Origin of the sequence: Halomonas sp. 5021, from assembly GCF_036663435.1 — a bacterium.
GTDB lineage: Bacteria > Pseudomonadota > Gammaproteobacteria > Pseudomonadales > Halomonadaceae > Vreelandella > Vreelandella janggokensis.
The window spans coordinates 45,040-62,632 of the sequence record NZ_JAXOVU010000011.1 but is presented as its reverse complement, the minus strand read 5'-3'; the positions used below and the strand labels follow the sequence as shown (position 1 = coordinate 62,632).

Here is a 17,593-nt window from a genome sequence, read left to right as displayed (position 1 = left end):
GTGACGCAATAGCTTGTCGTCGGGCAGAGCAACTTATGGAGTTATGGAGAGATTTTAGCGCCAATATTAGTTAGACATTACTTATATAGATACTTTACAAAAAGCCAAATACAGCTATGCTTTGCTTGCTAAGCACATGGAAGCTCGCAAAATTTTTTCACTCTATAAAGCTTACAACAAGGATGTTTATCGCCTAGCATTACATTGTTAGCAAACAGTGTTCAAAAAACTGTAGAATCTGCGATGTTCTTGCGCGATTGGGCGTAAGTTCCCTTTATGTATGGATATACAGTCTAGGCACCCCCGCTATCATGGGTTATGGTTCATGGGTTTATTCGCTTTTGTTACTTTAAAATCACGAACTCGGCGGTCTATTTACCCATGTTGCGAATCCTTCATTCGCTGCCCCGCACGCATAAATTGTTATTGTTACCGGTAGCCACCATGGTTACGGTGCTGGGCACACAAAAATTGTTAACGACATACAACGAACTGAATCAACCTGACGCTCCAATGGAGAGCGTTCTGGTCCCTCTTCCAAGCGATTCTACCCCTGGCGTCCCCGTGCTTCATAAAGAACGCACCCCGGTGGCTGATGCCATCGACCGCGCCTCCCGCGCCCTTGATGCCACTCGCGATAACATACCGCTGAGCGATCTGAAGGCGACCGAGATTGTCGATCTGGACGTTATTGATGGCGCGCAAGCCGATGTAAAACTACAAACTGCAAGCGTGCCAGCTCCCTCATCCGCTGTACTCAGCGCTTCAGACACACTCGGCGCTTCAGACACACTCGGCGCTTCAGACACAAGTAAGACAAATGACGTCATTCTTAATGATGGCGCGCTGCACATGGCGGTTGTGATCGGCACCCTTACCAGCGGCATGCTGGATGTCGACGACGAATCATCTACCCAGATAGCCGACGCCACGTCCTATGAAGACTATGGCGCTGAATTGTTTGGCGATGTGTCTTTCCTTGATTTGGAACTTGCCGCAGAAGAGCCGTTTGTCCCGCAGTGGGAAACCCATATCGTTGAGCCGGGAGAAACCTTTGCGGTTCTGGCCCAGAACCAATTAGGCCTGGGTTACAGCGAAGTCCTCGAGCTGCTTGACGACGTTCCCGATCCCAAAATGCTGACCCACTGGCGTGCAGGCCACAGCTTCGATTACCAGCTTGACGAAGAAGGTCGCCTGCTGTCGCTGCGTATGATGAAAAATACCCGTGAAGGGGTATTGGTTGAACGCCAAGATGACCAGTACGCCATCACCGGCATTGAGCGCAAAGGCGAGCCGGTTCAACGCCTTTACGCGGGTACTGTCAGCGGCAGCTTTGCCCGCTCCGCCCAGTCGACGGGTCTTAGCAGTAGCGCCGTTACGGCATTGACCCTACTGCTCCAGAAAAAACTCGATTTTCGCCGCGACAGCCGTCGCGGCGATCATTTTCAGGTGCTCGTCGAATCTGACATGATTGAAGGCGAAACGCTTGACTCACGTGTACTGGCGGTTAAATACCAGGGCGAACGCATGAATTTGACAGTCGTTCGCAATGCTACCGACGATAAATTCTATACGCCTGAAGGTGCTAGTCTGGACCCGGCCTTTGCACGTCGACCGTTTGAAGGCAACTACCGCCTGAGTTCCGGCTTCAACCCACGCCGTAAACACCCGGTAACCGGGCGCATAAGCCCGCATAACGGAACCGATTTTGCCATGCCCATCGGCACCCCCGTCACGGCCCCGGCTTCGGGCCGGGTCGAGAAGGTCGCCAACCATTACGCCGCCGGCCGCTATATTGTCGTTCGCCACGACAACGGCTACCGCACCCGTTATTTACACCTTTCAAGACCTCTGGTCAGCCAGGGCGAACGGATCGAAATGGGCGAGCGCATTGCGCTATCGGGCAACTCCGGCCGCAGCACTGGCCCGCATCTGCACTACGAGGTCATTGTCAACAATTCTCCGGTCAACGCGATGACCGTTGAGCTGCCTGAGAATACCAGCCTGAATGGCGATACGCTCATCGCATTTCAGCGCCAGGCCGAGCCCATACTGGCGGCACTGGATAGCGGTGAAACCGGCACTATCAGTTTGGTCGGCAACACCTCAGAAGACGACGAATAACTCTCGCGTTCCAACAAAAAAGCGCCACACACGTGGCGCTTTTTTTATTTCCTTACTCGGCAATCGGCCGCTTACAGGGTCATTAACCCGATAGCTGCATGGGTTGGCTAAGTGCCGACTCCACGGCTGCGTCGTGGCCGTATATATCCGGCCGAAACTCGACCTCGCCCTCAGCATTCGGCCAAGCCGTCAAATAATGCAGCGCAATGGGCACGCGACGCGGCAAGCTGAGCTGCCGATCGCTTTGACTACTGGCCACCAAGCTCGCCAACTGTGCCGAACTGCCGGTATCCTCTAACAACAGCTGGGCAAACTGGGTAACACCCTCAACCCTGACGCAGCCTGAGCTGAGCGCGCGCTGATGCCGCTGAAAAAGCCCCTGGGCTGGGGTATCGTGCAGATAGATCATATGGTCATTGGGAAAGCGCACGACGATGCTCCCCAATGGGTTCGCGCTACCTGCTACCTGGCGCAGCATGACACTGCCCGGCTGCTGCCAATCGACCTCCTCAGCATTCACCGGGTTACCGTCAAAATCAACCACCTGAATATTTTCCTCGGCTAGATAGCCCACGTCCTCACGAACACGCGGTAATACGTCCTCACGCATGATCGTCGGCGGGATGGTCCAGCTTGGATTTAACGTTAGATGAGTAATCGCCGATTGAATCACCGGCGTTGCACGCTGGGGGGAACCTACCACGACGCGGGTCTGCCAATGCTCGCCGCCTGGCCGATTGTAATGCAAGCGGTAGCCGGCAAGGTCGACCCACACCCTTGGCGCATTGTCCGGCTGAGATCCCATCCAGCGCGCACGCTCAAGGTTCACCTTGAGCTGTTTGGCCCGCAATGACAGCGGGACGTTAAGCGCGCGTCGGGTTTGTTCGCCGACCACGCCATCTTCCTGAAGCAGATGACGCCGTTGAAAACGTTTGACGGCCGCCGCCAGCGGCGCATCAAAATGTCTTTGATCAGGGGTGTCGACGTCTACCAGCGGATAAGCCTGCGGGTTAGCCGCCAGCAGGTGCGGCTCGCCCCAGTGCGTCAGTCGACGACGCAACGTTAAAACATCATCATGTTGATCGCCAGGTCTGAGCGATTCTTCACGATGATCAAGGTAAGGCACGCTCGACTGCAATGACCGCGATTGGAAATCAATAAACGCAGCTCTTAGTCGACGGTACGCCGACGAGTCCGGACGTGCCTGGTCAAACGCCGCCGCCATATCCATCTGATTAACGGCCTTGGCCACCGCCCCCATCGAGTAACCTCGCGATGGCCGCTCAGCATCCCATTGAGCACTTAACTCTCGGGGATTCACCTGGCCACGATTCAAATGATCAAGCGCCTGCAAAAGCGCCTGGCTCGCTTGCAACTCAAACGTCACCTGGGCAGACTCCCCACCTGCCTGGCTGCGCTCAAACGCCTCCATGAGCGACGCTGACGCGTAGTTCTCAGGGTTTATACCGTCCTGCTCAAGCGCATTGAGACCTGCCACAAGCGCTTCCACGCTTGCCGCCGTCGTCCATACAGGCTGGTAATCGCGGTATTGATAGAAGCTTTTGATCGGCAACTGTTGTTCACTCGCCGTCACACGCACTTCCAGCGTGTCGCTAATGGGTGTTGTGTCTGCACCAGCACCACCCACCGCACCTACGCTCAGGCAAAGCGCCACCCCCATCGCCCAACGTCTTAATGGCTGCCGCTCGTTCATTGCCCTCTCCTTGCGTTACTATGGCTGTCCCAATAATGTACGTACTTACTTGTTATCATAGCGCGTTAGTGACTGCCTAACCGCGTTGTACTTTTCAGTATGGACCTATCTTTCAGGATGGACTTATATGGTGCCATTTTTTTCGCCGCGTGCCTGGCTTATTTACCTGCCCGCCACGTTATTGTCACTCCCGATCCATGCCTCCAGTTTTTATAGCCACATCGATAGCGCACCGCCCAATGGCGTTCTGCCGTTAAACCACCAACTGCTTCAGCTCGCGCCAGACGCCAGTCCGGAGGCGCTTCGCCTCGCTGCTAAAGCGCTCAGCTGTCGCGACCCTCACGCCGAGCGCTTGGCGGTGATCGATTACTCTCTACCGTCAACCGAGCCGCGGCTGTGGGTGTTCGATCTGGCCCAGCACGAACTGATGTTCCAAGAGCTGGTCTCCCACGGTCAAGGGTCGGGGGACGCCCTGGCGGAGACGTTTTCCAACATCCCCGACAGCCACCAATCCAGCATCGGGCTGTTTAAAACCATGAACAGTTACTACGGCCGCAACGGCTATTCACTGCGCTTGGAAGGCCTGGAGACCAACGTTAACGACAACGCCTACGAACGAGCCATCGTCATTCACGGTGCCGACTATGTCAGCGAAGCCTTTATTGACCAAACAGGGCGACTGGGTCGCAGCCACGGCTGCCCGGCGGTTCGCGAAGAAGTCACCTACCCCTTGATCGACAGCTTAAAGGGCGACCACTATGTGTTTGCCTACTACCCTGACCAGGAATGGGTGGCAACCTCACAGGTGATCAACTGCCCTAACGCACCGTCACTTGCCCACCGTTTTTAACGACTTATACCCAGGAGGCAAGTCGATGACGCAACCTAAATCGTTAGACCTGGCATTACAGGGCGGTGGTTCTCATGGCGCCTACACCTGGGGCGTCATTGACCGCTTACTGGCGGACTCAAGGGTCGAGATCGAGGGCATCAGCGGCACCAGTGCCGGTGCGATGAACGGCGTGGTCATGGCCGACGCGCTCACCCGGGGCGATAAAGAAACCGCCCGCGAGGCCTTGCACGATTTCTGGCGGGCCGTCAGCCGAGCGGGGATGGCAAGCCCTATTCGTCGCTCACCGCTGGACAAGCTGACCGGGAACTGGAGTCTCGAACACTCGCCGGGTTATATCGCCATGGACCTGATGAGTCGGCTGGTCTCGCCCTATCAGTTCAATCCTCTCAACGTGAATCCTCTACGCAACATTGTGGCCGAACGGATCGACTTTGATCGGGTCCGCCGCTGTGAACAGCTCAAACTCTTCGTGACTGCCACCAACGTCCGTACCGGTAAGCAGCGGGTCTTTCGTCGGCATGAGATGAGCCTTGATGCGGTCATGGCCTCCGCTTGCCTGCCATTTGTGTTCCAGGCCGTTGAAATTGACGGAGAAGCCTATTGGGATGGCGGCTACATGGGGAATCCGGCGCTTTTCCCGCTGATGGAGGAATGTAGCGCACGCGATATTCTGCTCGTTCAGATCAACCCCATTCGACGAGACGACTTACCCACCACGGCGTCAGCCATCATGAACCGCCTTAATGAAATCACCTTCAATTCAGCGCTGATCAAAGAGGTGCGCATGATCGCCATGCTTAAACAGGTGCTTGACGCCCAGGGTATCGAGAACTGCTATCAGCAGGCGTTGTTCCACCGCATCAGCGGTGAAGGTGCGTTACTGCCACTGTCGGTATCCAGCAAGCTGAATGCCGAGTGGCCCTTTCTATGCCACCTGTTTGAACAGGGCCATGCCGCCGCCGACCGCTGGCTGGAAGACAACATCGACGCGCTCGGCGAACGCTCCACGCTGGATATCGACGATGTCTATCTGGATGAAAGCCCGGCGCCTGCTACAGCACCAAACTAAGCCAAACCAGGCCTGCTGATGCCCAATGATGCAGCATTAGCATGATATTTATCTTTCAACCTGTTCCTCAAACACCCTCCCTTCAATAGTAACCAACTGATTAATATAATAAAAAACAACCATGGCAACCACTTTGCATAAATGTAAGCAGTGGTGGTAGGCGTGGACCAGGCCCAAGCGGGTACGAGTGCGTCGAACCTGACCTTCAATGAAGAAGGCATGTTCTCGTGAACCGATGACGCTGCGTGTTCACGCGCAGGGTGTTGAACTCGTAACAGAACCCGTGAGGCCATCCCATGGATATTCGCAACAAAGCCAACCGTATTCGGTTGCTCAATTTCTCTACGCCACAAATGCGCGCTTTCCATTTTTCGTGGTTTGCTTTCCATCTCTGCTTTTTTGGCTGGTTTGGCATTGCGCCGCTCATGGCGGTGGTACGTGAAGACCTAGCTCTCACCCAGACCCAGATCGGTAACACCATCATCGCCTCGGTCGCGATCACCGTCATTATCCGCCTGGTGATCGGCGTATTATGCGACCGCCTCGGGCCACGAAAGACCTATTCCGGCTTGTTGCTGCTCGGCTCCATTCCGGTGATGGGCATCGGCCTGGCCGACAGCTTTGAAACCTTCCTGCTTGCACGCCTGGCGATTGGGGCCATCGGTGCGTCGTTTGTTATCACTCAATACCATACTTCCATCATGTTTGCGCCCAATGTCGTGGGTACCGCCAACGCCACCAGTGCGGGCTGGGGGAACCTGGGCGGCGGCACGACACAGATCGTCATGCCGTTGATATTTGCCGGTATGTTGATGCTTGGAGTTAACGAGGCGTTGGGCTGGCGGTTAGCCATGGTCGTGCCAGGCGTTGTGCTGTTCTTCACCGGCATTGCCTATTGGCTATTTACCCAGGATGCGCCCGATGGCAACTTTGACGAGCTGCGCGCTCGCGGCGAGCTACCGCCCGCCAGCGGCGAAAACGGCGCGCTACAAAGCTTTACCGTCGCGGCAAAAGATATTCGCGTGTGGGCGCTGTTCGTCGTGTATGGGATTTGTTTTGGCGTGGAACTGACGATCAATAACATCGCCGCCATCTACTTTTTCGATAATTTTGACCTGACACTTGCCACCGCAGGTCTGATTGCCGGCCTGTTTGGCTTGATGAATATATTTGCCCGTACGCTGGGCGGCATATTTTCTGACTTGTTTGCCAAACTGGGGGGCCTGAAGGGGCGCGTGCGCTGGTTAATGGTCGCTCTCATTTGTGAAGGCATCGCCCTGATCGCTTTTTCACAAATGCATGTACTAAGCCTGGCGATCGGTATCATGCTGGTGTTCAGCCTGTTTGTGCAGATGGCCGAAGGTGCGACTTACGGGGTGGTACCCTTCATCAATAAAAAAGCCCTGGGCGCGGTGGCCGGTATTGTGGGCGCAGGCGGCAACGTTGGCGCCGTCTCTGCCGCCTTCCTGTTCCGCAGTGAAAGCCTGACCTATCAGCAAGGCCTCTTCTACCTGGGGTTAGCCGTCCTTGCCTTGGCCTCGTGCGTCCTGCTGGTACGCTTCTCCGATGCGCAAGAAGCCGAAGAGGCAGCCGCCTACCGAGAGGCGGTGGGCGACGATACCGGCGCGGGTGCCCTATCGTTACGCTAAACGACGCCGATTGCGCACTTCCAGGGAAGTGCGCAATCAATGGCGGTGAGCACAAAGGAAACGCATTATGTCTTCAGCTCAACAGCTTCTGTTAACCGCCAAACGCTGCGATATCGACAACCTGACCCATCTGGCGACAACCTGTGACATTGTGGGCGACATCAGCCACTTCATTCACATGCTGCAGCGTGAGCGGGGCGCGTCGACGGTTTTCCTGGTTTCCCAGGGCAGCCGCTTTAAAGAACGTCGCGCGACTTACCGCCAGCATAGCCAGGATGCCGAAGCACTGATGCGTCGTCGCCTCGAGGCATTAAGCAAGGAAGCGCGTCCCCAGGCGGCTGCGCGCCTGCTGCGCCGCATTGCCATGGTATGGGCAGCGCTGGATGAACTCAGCACGCTGCGCCACGCCATTGACACCTTTGCCATTACACCCGATGCGGCAACTCAGGCATTCAATCAATTGACCAGCGGGCTGCTGGCGATTGTCTTTGAAGCAGCCGACACGGCTGTCGACCCTGATATCACCCGCGCCCTGGTCGCCATTTTCCATTTAATGCAAGGCAAAGAACTGGCGGGACAGGAACGCGCATGCGGCGCCTTTGGCTTTACCCAGGGGTATTTTGACGATGCCCATAGCGCATTGCTTGGCCAACTGATCGACGACCAGCAGCGCTGCTTTGATACCTTTGAGGAATTCGCTTCTCCCGAAGCACAGCAACATTGGCAAGCGGAGCTGTCGCCACGCACGCTCTCAGGCATCCATCAATTGCGCGATATTGCCCGCCAGCGGGCCTCGCATCCAGACACATCGGATTCACTGGGTGAAACCTGGTATGAGCTCACCACGCTGCGCATCGACAGCATTAAAAACGTGGAAGATGCCTGCAACGCTCAGTTGACCGCCCTGTGCCATAGCAAGATACAACAAGCCAATGTCGCGCTGGAAAAAGCCAAGACGGAGCCTTGCCGTAATTCGCCGGCGCCTTGCGAGCAACTGCTCGCCTTGAGCAGCGGTGAGCCACTGGGAGACTTGACCGCCAATGCGCTTAATTCGCCCCTGGGCCGATCATTGATCGAATTGACCCAGGCACAATCAAGCCGCTTACAGGGGCTTAGCGACGAGCTGGAAAATACGCGCAAGGCCCTGCGCGAACGCAAGCTGATCGAACGGGCGAAAGGCCTGATCATGGCCCACCAGGACATGACAGAAGAAGAAGCGTACCGGTTTCTGCGCACTACCTCGATGAATCAGAGCAAAAGCATGGCGGACATGGCGCAGTCGATTCTCGACCTATCCACCATGCTCAAGCGCAAAGAAGCCGGGCATTAACGCTTTCACCTTCTTCGTTCGCAGGCTTACGATTTGCACAACGGCGCTCAATTAGCCATGCTAGATAGGATGTTATGGTTAATCGTCAGGAGCGCAAAGGATGCATAGAAACGTCTTACTGATTACCGGTGCCTCCAGCGGAATTGGGGCTGCCACCGCCCGAGCAGCCGCCCGTGAAGGTTACAAACTGGTGCTGGCCGCCCGCTCGACTGACAAGCTCACCGCGCTTGCCCAAGAGTTAGGACCAGAAAATGTGCTGACCTGCGAGCTGGATGTCACCCAGATGGACGAACAGCGCGCCATGGTCGACGAAGCATTGGAAACCTTTGGCAGGATTGATGCCGTTTTTGCCAACGCCGGTTGCGGTGGTTCGCCGGGCGGCTTCAGTGGTGCCGATCACGAGCGCTGGCAGGAAATGATCTTAACCAACGTATATGGCGTTGGCCTGACTCTCCAGGCATGCTTACCGGCACTCAAACGAAGCAAAGGCCACGTGCTGTTAACCGGCTCAGCCGCAGGCCGTGCGACCATTCCGGGTTCCATGTACAGCGCGACCAAGTGGGCCGTTACCGGCATCGGCTATAACCTGCGCGAGGAGCTACGCGGTACCGGCATGCGGGTAACGCTGATTGAACCCGGCATGGTCGATACCCCCTTCTTTGACGAACCGCCCGAACATGCGCTGGAAGACCGCGATATTGCCAATGCCGTCATTTATGCGCTATCACAGCCTGCCCATGTCGACGTCAACGAAATCCTGATTCGCCCTACCCCGCCATTGGAATAATGTGTTTTGCCGATACCCTGCCTTGTAATTCATCGATACTGGCCGCATAACCCTTAATTAACAAGCGTGCTAATGATTCGTTCGACTCCCTTGCGTCGGCATCTCATTAGCCGCCCCATCTTCCGGCCTTATAGGTGATGCATGAGCGCACTCGCGTCTACCGCGCTATCCGTACTGGACCTCGCCCCGATTCGTCAGGGGGGCAGCGCTGCCGAAACCTTTCAAGACAGCGTTTCGCTTGCCCAGCGCACCGAACAACTGGGTTATCAGCGTTACTGGCTGGCCGAGCACCACAACATAGATGGCATCGCAAGCGCTGCGACAGCGGTACTGATCGGCCATATTGCCGGTCAGACCTCGCGTATTCGCGTGGGTAGCGGTGGGATCATGCTGCCCAACCACCCGCCACTGGTGGTGGCCGAGCAGTTTGGCACGCTGGAAACTCTTTATCCCGGGCGCATCGACCTGGGCCTTGGCCGTGCGCCGGGCTCGGACGGCGCGACCATGCAGGCGATGCGCCGCCATCCCCACGCTGGCGTGGATGATTTCCCGGCCCAACTAAACGAGCTGCGGGGCTATCTGGGAGACCCTGCGCCTCACCAGCGGGTAAAAGCAGTACCCGGCCAGGGTACTCACGTGCCGATTTGGCTGCTCGGCTCCAGTGGCTTTAGTGCACAGTTAGCCGCCAAGCTTGGCCTGCCCTTTGCCTTCGCCGCGCAGTTTGCGCCAGGCTACCTGTTTGAAGCGCTGCGGCTTTACCGTGAGAACTTCCAGCCCTCGGAGCACCTGGATGCCCCCTACGCCACCGTCGGGTTGCCGGTCATTGCCGCGGAAAGCGACGCCATGGCGGAATACCTGGCAACCACGGCCCAGCAGAAATTTCTCAACCTGATCCGCGGCAAGCCAACGGTGTCGCTGCCTCCAGTGGAGCAGCTTGACTGGTCACCCATGGAGCGCGCCCAGGTCGAGCAGTTTCTGGGGGCAGCGATCATCGGTGGCCCCGACACGGTAAAAACCCAACTTGCCGACTTCCAGGAACGCACAGGGGCCAATGAGTTGATGATCAATAGTGATTTCTATGACCATCAGGATCGGTTAAGAAGTTATCAGATTGTTGCTGAAGCGGCACAATAACTGCCTACAATGGTCGGTAGCCTTGCATAGGGGCTGCTGATTTCAGCCGAGCTAACCCGAAGGATCAGGTACACAGAACCATGTCTGCGCTCACTTATTCTCCAATGTCACACGCTGACTTCATGGCGTTCTGGCCAACCTTTCAACACATTGTGGCGGCCCAGGAAACCTATGCCATCGACCCGGATATACCCGCCGAAGATGCCTACCAACTGTGGTGTAAAGCCCCACAGGCAACGTTTGCGGTCAAGGATGAAACAGGCACACTTCTCGGTACCTACTATTTAAAAGCCAATGCGGCCGGGCCGGGTGATCATGTCTGCAACTGCGGTTATATGGTGGCCCCTGCCGCGCGTGGCAGAGGCGTCGCCCGGAGCATGTGCGAGCATTCACAGCAGTTCGCTCGCGAGCAGGGTTTCAGGGCCATGCAGTTCAACGCGGTTGTCTCTACGAATGAGGTGGCGGTCGCACTCTGGCAGCGCCTGGGGTTCGCCATTGTGGGCACGGTGCCTAACGCTTACCGTCATGCCCGTCTTGGCGAAGTCGATACCCACGTCATGCATAAAACGCTCTAAGCCTTCAACGTTAACGTCACCCACGTCAAGCGCATTAATGTGGGTTGTCTATCGGCATCCTTCGTGGTTGGATAACAATCGTTAGCTGACCTCACCCCCCGACGAGATGCCGGAATGCCCTACGCCCCACTGCGGCTAAACCAAATATCCCTGCGTACACGTTTTATGCTGCTGATTATTGGCTTGGTGTTTAGCACGACCATCCTGCTTGGCTGGGTCGCTGCTCGACAGTCAGCTGATCAACTGGAAGCCAATATCGGCGCCTCTACGGCAGAATCGGCCTATCAGATGGTCGATAAGCTGGACCGCAGCATGGATGCCCGCATTAAGGAAGTAAAGTTACTGCTGGGCATTGAAGCACTGACCGATGGTACCGATAACGATACTCTTCGCTCTCAGTTGGAAACTCTTCAAGATAACTACAACGTGGTGTCATGGATTGGCTTTATTGGCCCAGACGGCGTTGTACAAGCCGCAACCGGTGGCGTACTGGAAGGGACTTCCATTGCCCAGCGCCCGGTCTTTCAAAACGGCCGCGATGGTATGTGGATTGGCGATGTTCACGACGCCGTCTTGCTGTCGCAGCTATTGCCTAACCCGTATGGCAAAGCCATACAGTTTGTCGATATCGCCACCCCGGTCCATACCCAGGATGACACCTTGCTGGGGGTGCTGGCCGTTCACCTGAGCTGGGAATGGGCCGAGTACATTCAACGTGCGATGTTCTCGCCTGCGCAACAGCGCCAGGGCACCGAAATACTGTTACTCGCGGCCGATGGAACAGTGCTGCTCGGGCCGGACGATATGTTGGGACAGCCTGTGCCGGGCCTATCCACCCTGCATTTACAGGCCAGCGCCAAGCCTTCATGGTCAATTGAGACATGGCCAGATGACCAGCGCTATGTGACGGGTGTAGCCCGCAGCCAGGGTTTCGAGGATTTCCCGGGGCTGGGATGGGTGGCTGTTAGCCGTCAGCCGATTGAGCAAGCATTTGCCCCCGTGGAAAGACTAAAACGTGTGATCATGGGCATAGGCGTGCTACTGGCCATCGTGTTTGCAGTGGTTGGCTGGTTTGTCGCGTCGCGGCTAACGACGCCTTTAACCCGTCTTTCTCACGCTGCAGACACTATCCACGATGCCAGCCAACCCACTAACGAGATTCCCCTGGAAACAGGTTCGCCGGAACTGATGCGCCTCTCCACGTCAATGCGCAACATGGTCGGACGCTTGCTCGACCAAAACCGCACTATTCGCCGCCTTGAAGACATCGCTAATAGCGACCCGTTGACCGGGTTGCCGAACCGCGCCTTCCTTGATCGTTATCTTTCACATGCCCTGCCCGAGGCCGAGCGCCAACAGCAAAGTATTGCGCTGGTATATATTGACCTGGATGGCTTTAAAGACGTGAATGATGAGCTGGGTCACCATGCGGGCGACCTGCTGTTAATCGACATTGCCAATCGTCTGCAGGAAGTGCTCCGAGCCAGCGATGTCGTCGCTCGGTGGGGCGGTGACGAATTCGTCATGGCCTTGAAAGCCCCTGCGGACCAACTACCGACGCTCACCCAGGCGATAAGCGAGCGATTGCTTGCCTCCATTTCTCAACCAATATCGTTGCCCGAGCATCAAGCGGTGACCGTCAACTGCAGCCTGGGGGCCGCGTGGTGGCCAGAGCACAGCCATGACATAAAGGAAGTCATGCAGTTTGCCGACGCTGCCCTGTATGTTGCCAAGCAAGAGGGCAGGCATCGGCTGGTGATCCATCAGCCCTGATCATCGAGGCGGCAGCTGCGTTGCCACAGTTGCTCCACGGCCTCAATGCCCATGCCGTTCAGCAGTGCCACATTACGCTCAGGTATCGCGTCGGTATCGCCATAAAACTCGATCGCCTTTTCGACGCTCTCTTCACGCAGCAGATGCACCATCGGGTGGGGTGAGCGATTGGTATAGTTGGCGGCATCATCAGCACCCGCATCGTCAAAACAGTAATCCGGATGAAACGATGCGAGCTGATAGATGCCTTCATACCCCTGGCCAATCAGGATGCTTTCAGCGAGCTCAACAAAATCCAGATAATGATCAAAGCTTTTAAATAAGGTGGGAAATACCAACAGGGTGGTTTCTGTTTCCGGGTGTTCGTCTAGCCAATGCACCTCCACCATTAGCTCTTCAAGCGCCACTTCCAGCTTTTTTGAGCGCACAACTTCAACGCGAACCGCATCCCGCGCCAGCTCGCGGCTGGCAAACGGGCATATATCGTGAACCACAACAAAGCGGTTCACCCAGTTCAAGGTCTGCGCGATGACCCTGTTATCTGCATCTTGCATGCCTTTCCCGTCCCCTTCGGTAATCTCGCCGATGCCTACCACCGCCGACAGCGCAACAGTTTACACGCCATACACACTAGGCGTGTTCCTGATAGCGCTTGAGGGCCACCTGATAGGATTTATGGATATGGTCGTCCAGGAGTGCACGGGCAGCTTTACTATCACGCTGTAAGGCAAGCTCCACCAGTTCGTGATGCTGTTCATCGAGTGTTTGCCTTACCGTCGGTATTTTCGGACCGAGGCGACGGTAGCGATCGAACTGGTCGTGCAGCTGTTCGATAAAACGCAACAGCCAAACCGAGCCGCAGGGCGCCACAAGCGTGCGGTGAAACTGGCTGTGCAACACCTCCCACTCCTCGCCTTTTTCCAGCGATAAATCCGCGCGTTTCAGGCGATGGGCGGCGGCCAAAAGCTCGGCTTCCCATACGTCGTCACCGTGCTGAATGGCGCGTTCAAACGCCATGCCCTCAAGTTCCAGCCGCATATTGGCAATATCATCCAACTCGCTGCGCGATAATGTCGGTACTCTAAAGCCACGCTGATTTTCCTGAATCAACAGGCCATAGGCGGCCAGCTTGTTGAGCGCCTCGCGCAGCGGACTCAAACCAACGTGATAATGGTCCTTGAGTGCGTTGATCGCCAATTTTTCGCCCGCGACAAAGCGTCCGCCAACTAAATCTCGGCGTAGCGTCTCGTAAATGCGGCTGGATGCCGTACTGATAACCGGTTGAAGATGCTGGTTCATATAAGATCCTTTTTCATCCTGACGCCCATGCCTTTAAACGCTGGAGTTGACGCCCTGGGAAGCCCTCGCTTATATTCTATTTTATACATAATAATCGATTTTTTAACTGACAAACGATAAACAAGGGTCGACCATGCGTTGTTTCTCATCATTGACCTTGCGATGTCATCGCCCATGACGTCGTCGGCATCCTGGCAACTGTTCTGGGCATTCTTGCGCGTTGGCCTATTGGGTTTCGGCGGTGGTCCCGCCATGATCCCATTGGTGCGAGCCGAAGTGGTCACCCGCCACCACTGGCTGACCGATGAAGAATTCGCCGATGTACTGGCGATCGGCAACACCCTACCCGGCCCTATCGCCACCAAGATGCCGGGCTACATCGGCTACCGGGTGAGCGGTATCAGCGGCTGTATCGCCGCTGTCGTCGCCATCATTCTCCCCATGATTGTCACCATGATTGTCATGTTAGGCATTTTCAGCCGTTATCGCGATGTTGGCTGGATTCGCGGCATGGGTCAGGCCGTGGTACCCGTGGTCATGATCATGATGGCACAACTGACGTGGGACTTTTTCGATAAATCAAAAGCGTCCCTGGGCTGGCTAGTCAGCATCGTGATGGCCATTACCTCTGGCGGACTTATCTATTGGCTCGGTGTTCATCCGGGCTGGGTGATTGGCGCTATTCTGCTGGCTGCCCTGCTACGCCCTAAAAGCAATAAAAAAGCGGAGGGGTCGGCATGATCTACTGGGAACTGTTTCTTGCCTTTTTCATTCCCAATATTATCGGTTACGGCGGCGGCCCGGCGATTATTCCGCTGATCGAGACCGAGGTCGTTGGCCGCTACGGCTGGATGACCGCACAGACCTTCGCCGAAACCCTGGCGCTGGGTAATGCCCTGCCCAGCCCTATCGCCACCAAGATGGCCGGGTATATCGGCTATGAAGTCGCCGGCATCGGCGGTGCCTTCGTGGCAGTGGCCGCTACGGTCATTCCGACGCTGCTGCTCATGCTGGGCGCGCTGGGCCTCTTGTATCGCCACCGCAACTCTCCCCGCGTCAAACGCATGAGCCAATGGGTACGCCCGGTTATCGCCATGATGATGGGCTGGCTGACCCTGGGGTTTTTGCTCGAAAGTGTTAATTCAAGCGGCACGATTCACACGCTGATTATCGGCGTGATTGCTGGCATTGCGCTGATTCGCTTTAAAACGCATCCCGCTTTTGTCGTCGTGGGGGCGTTGGTTTATGGCGGGCTTTTCCTGGGTTGAACTGGCTATCTACGCTTAACCATCGCATCATGGCAGTCCTTTCTGCCAGGTATCAGCTTGTTGTCATATGTCGCCACCCTCTTCTTACGCCTCCACCGCGCCGCTAAGCAGTTTTCTTAGCGTCTTTGGCTATAGCCGCCGAGCGCTGGGCCTGGTATGGGAAACCTCCCGCTGGATGATGCTTGGCTTAGCGCTGTGTACGCTCGTGGCCGGCGTGCTTCCTGCCGTCGCCACCTGGGTCGGCCAGTTGATTGTGGATGGCGTGGTGAGCGCCATGGACGCCCATCAAGCAGCCACTGACCCCAACTTGCTGATGTCGATTACCCCGGTACTCAAGCTGGTTGCTTTCGAGGCACTCATCATTGCCCTGATTGCGCTTGCCCAGCGCGGGCTTGCCGCCCAGCAGTCGTTACTGCGCGCATTGCTGGGTCAGAAGGTCAATGTGATGATTCTGGAGAAAGCCGGCCAGCTCTCGCTTAGCCAGTTTGAGGACTCGGAGCTTTACGACCAGTTGACGCGGGCGCGGCGAGAGGCGTCAACCCGCCCTCTCGCTCTGGTGAATAAAACCTTTGGGCTTCTGCAAAATGCGATTTCGCTGGGCAGCTTCGGGGTCCTGCTGGTGCAGTTCTCCCCCTGGGCACTGTTGATTCTGGTCGCCGGCGCCCTGCCGGTGTTTATTTCGGAGGCCAAGTTTTCAGGAGATGGCTTTCGGCTGTTTCGCCGACGCTCGTCGCAAACCCGCATGCAGATTTATCTGGAAACCGTACTCGCCCGGGAAGACAGCATCAAAGAGGTCAAACTGTTTGGCCTGGAAGGGCTTTTTCTCAAACGCTATCGCGATATTTTTACCCAACTGTTCGCCGAAGACCGGCGCCTGACGCTCCGCCGGGAAAGCTGGGGATTTGTGCTGGGATTGCTGGGTACCCTCACCTTTTACGCTGCCTATGCGTGGGTGGTAATTGAAACAATTACCGGGACGCTGACCCTCGGCCAGATGACCATGTACCTCATGGTGTTCAAGCAAGGACAGGCCGCGCTTTCCGCCAGCCTGACCGCGATTAGCGGCATGTATGAAGATAACCTCTACCTTTCCAACCTCTACGAGTACCTGGAACAGCCGGTCGAAGCGGACACAGGCACCCTGACCCGGGGCGTATTACCCGGCGACGGCCTGCGCTTTGAAAACGTCAGCTTCGCCTACCCCGGCAGCGCACCGGTGTTGCACGATATTTCCCTGCACCTATCCCCCGGGCAAAGCCTGGCCCTGGTGGGAGAAAACGGCTCGGGCAAGACAACGCTGATCAAGCTGTTGACGCGGCTTTACCAACCGACCAAGGGACGCATCCTGCTGGACGGCAGCGACTTGCGCGATTGGCAGGCAAAAGCACTGCGCGAGCGGACTGGGGTGATTTTTCAGGACTTCGTGCGCTACCAGTTGCAGGTGGGCGAAAACCTGGGCGTGGGCGATACCCATGCCTATCACGACGAGCAACGTTGGCAGCAGGCCGCCCGCCACGGGATGGCAGATGACTTCATCGCCAACATGGCCAGCGGCTATCAAACCCAGTTGGGCCGCTGGTTCAAAAACGGCCAGGAGCTCTCCGGTGGCCAATGGCAGAAAATTGCCCTTTCCCGTGCTTATATGCGTGAAAACGCCGATATTCTAGTGCTGGACGAACCCACCGCTGCGATGGATGCCGCTGCCGAAGCAGAAGTGTTTGCCCGCTTCCGCGAGCATAGCCGCGACAAGATGGCGATTCTCATCTCCCACCGTTTCTCCACAGTGCGCAGCGCTGACCTTATCCTGGTGATCGATCAAGGGCATATCATCGAGCGCGGCACCCACGAGGAACTGCTCGCTGCCCAGGGCCGCTATGCCAAGCTGTTTCAGCTTCAGGCCAAGGGCTATCAATAAATCAGAGTCCTGACCTGGTGACTCCCACGCCTAATTTATTAGCAAGTTAATAAACTAATCGTAAACAAAGGTGACGAAACTCATAAATTCGTCGACGCTTTTA

The 17,593-nt window shown here is 56.4% G+C and carries 15 protein-coding genes; 12 read left to right on the top strand and 3 right to left on the bottom strand.

The genetic code is table 11. The annotated features are described in order from the left end of the window. Positions 1 to 381 precede the first annotated feature (381 nt). Positions 382 to 2,124 (top strand): peptidoglycan DD-metalloendopeptidase family protein, encoded by a 1,743-nt coding sequence (locus R3F64_RS15385; protein WP_332612438.1) that lies wholly within the window; start codon positions 382 to 384, stop codon positions 2,122 to 2,124. An 82-nt stretch (positions 2,125 to 2,206) separates the two neighbouring features. Here R3F64_RS15385 and R3F64_RS15380 read toward each other — a convergent pair whose 3' ends face one another. After that, entirely contained in the window at positions 2,207 to 3,838 is a 1,632-nt protein-coding gene (locus R3F64_RS15380; protein WP_332612436.1) for a L,D-transpeptidase family protein, read from the bottom strand. A 127-nt stretch (positions 3,839 to 3,965) separates the two neighbouring features. Between R3F64_RS15380 and R3F64_RS15375 the strand changes: the two genes are divergently transcribed. From R3F64_RS15375 to R3F64_RS15340, 8 genes are all read left to right on the top strand, one after another. After that, on the top strand, positions 3,966 to 4,688 hold the full coding sequence (locus R3F64_RS15375; RefSeq protein WP_085918186.1) for a murein L,D-transpeptidase catalytic domain family protein: 723 nt from the start codon (positions 3,966 to 3,968) through the stop codon (positions 4,686 to 4,688). A 25-nt stretch (positions 4,689 to 4,713) separates the two neighbouring features. Beyond that, positions 4,714 to 5,760, top strand: a complete 1,047-nt coding sequence (locus R3F64_RS15370; protein WP_085918187.1) for a patatin-like phospholipase family protein — start codon at positions 4,714 to 4,716, stop codon at positions 5,758 to 5,760. Between the two features lie 296 nt (positions 5,761 to 6,056). Then, positions 6,057 to 7,409 carry a NarK family nitrate/nitrite MFS transporter gene (locus tag R3F64_RS15365; protein ID WP_264823502.1) on the top strand — a complete coding sequence of 451 codons (1,353 nt, stop codon included), beginning with the start codon at positions 6,057 to 6,059 and terminating at the stop codon, positions 7,407 to 7,409. 67 nt (positions 7,410 to 7,476) lie between these two features. Next, the gene (locus R3F64_RS15360; protein ID WP_332612432.1) at positions 7,477 to 8,739 is read left to right on the top strand and encodes a nitrate- and nitrite sensing domain-containing protein; all 1,263 of its coding nucleotides are present in this window, start codon (positions 7,477 to 7,479) and stop codon (positions 8,737 to 8,739) included. A gap of 100 nt (positions 8,740 to 8,839) precedes the next feature. After that, complete coding sequence (locus R3F64_RS15355) at positions 8,840 to 9,526, top strand: SDR family oxidoreductase (protein WP_199283789.1); 687 nt, start codon at positions 8,840 to 8,842, stop codon at positions 9,524 to 9,526. A gap of 141 nt (positions 9,527 to 9,667) precedes the next feature. Beyond that, positions 9,668 to 10,660 (top strand): LLM class flavin-dependent oxidoreductase, encoded by a 993-nt coding sequence (locus tag R3F64_RS15350; protein ID WP_264823505.1) that lies wholly within the window; start codon positions 9,668 to 9,670, stop codon positions 10,658 to 10,660. 80 nt (positions 10,661 to 10,740) lie between these two features. Next, positions 10,741 to 11,235, top strand: a complete 495-nt coding sequence (locus R3F64_RS15345) for a GNAT family N-acetyltransferase (protein WP_264823506.1) — start codon at positions 10,741 to 10,743, stop codon at positions 11,233 to 11,235. Positions 11,236 to 11,349: 114 nt separating this feature from the next. Continuing rightward, positions 11,350 to 13,008: a diguanylate cyclase domain-containing protein gene (locus tag R3F64_RS15340; protein WP_332612427.1), complete on the top strand. Its 1,659-nt coding sequence runs from the start codon at positions 11,350 to 11,352 to the stop codon at positions 13,006 to 13,008. Here the strand turns inward: R3F64_RS15340 and R3F64_RS15335 are convergent. Next, positions 12,999 to 13,562 (bottom strand): DUF1415 domain-containing protein, encoded by a 564-nt coding sequence (locus R3F64_RS15335; protein WP_332612425.1) that lies wholly within the window; start codon positions 13,560 to 13,562, stop codon positions 12,999 to 13,001. The genes R3F64_RS15340 and R3F64_RS15335 overlap by 10 nt on opposite strands. A 76-nt stretch (positions 13,563 to 13,638) precedes the next feature. Then, entirely contained in the window at positions 13,639 to 14,307 is a 669-nt protein-coding gene (locus R3F64_RS15330; protein WP_085918194.1) for a GntR family transcriptional regulator, read from the bottom strand. A 162-nt stretch (positions 14,308 to 14,469) separates the two neighbouring features. Between R3F64_RS15330 and R3F64_RS15325 the strand changes: the two genes are divergently transcribed. The 3 genes from R3F64_RS15325 (at position 14,470) to R3F64_RS15315 (ending at position 17,490) form a co-directional block, all read left to right on the top strand. Beyond that, entirely contained in the window at positions 14,470 to 15,048 is a 579-nt protein-coding gene (locus tag R3F64_RS15325) for a chromate transporter (RefSeq protein WP_332612423.1), read from the top strand. Next, positions 15,045 to 15,575 (top strand): chromate transporter, encoded by a 531-nt coding sequence (locus R3F64_RS15320; protein WP_085918197.1) that lies wholly within the window; start codon positions 15,045 to 15,047, stop codon positions 15,573 to 15,575. The genes R3F64_RS15325 and R3F64_RS15320 overlap by 4 nt, the downstream gene beginning before the upstream one ends. Before the next feature lie 67 nt (positions 15,576 to 15,642). Next, positions 15,643 to 17,490, top strand: coding sequence for an ABC transporter ATP-binding protein (locus tag R3F64_RS15315; RefSeq protein ID WP_332612420.1), 1,848 nt, complete (start codon positions 15,643 to 15,645; stop codon positions 17,488 to 17,490). Positions 17,491 to 17,593 lie beyond the last annotated feature (103 nt).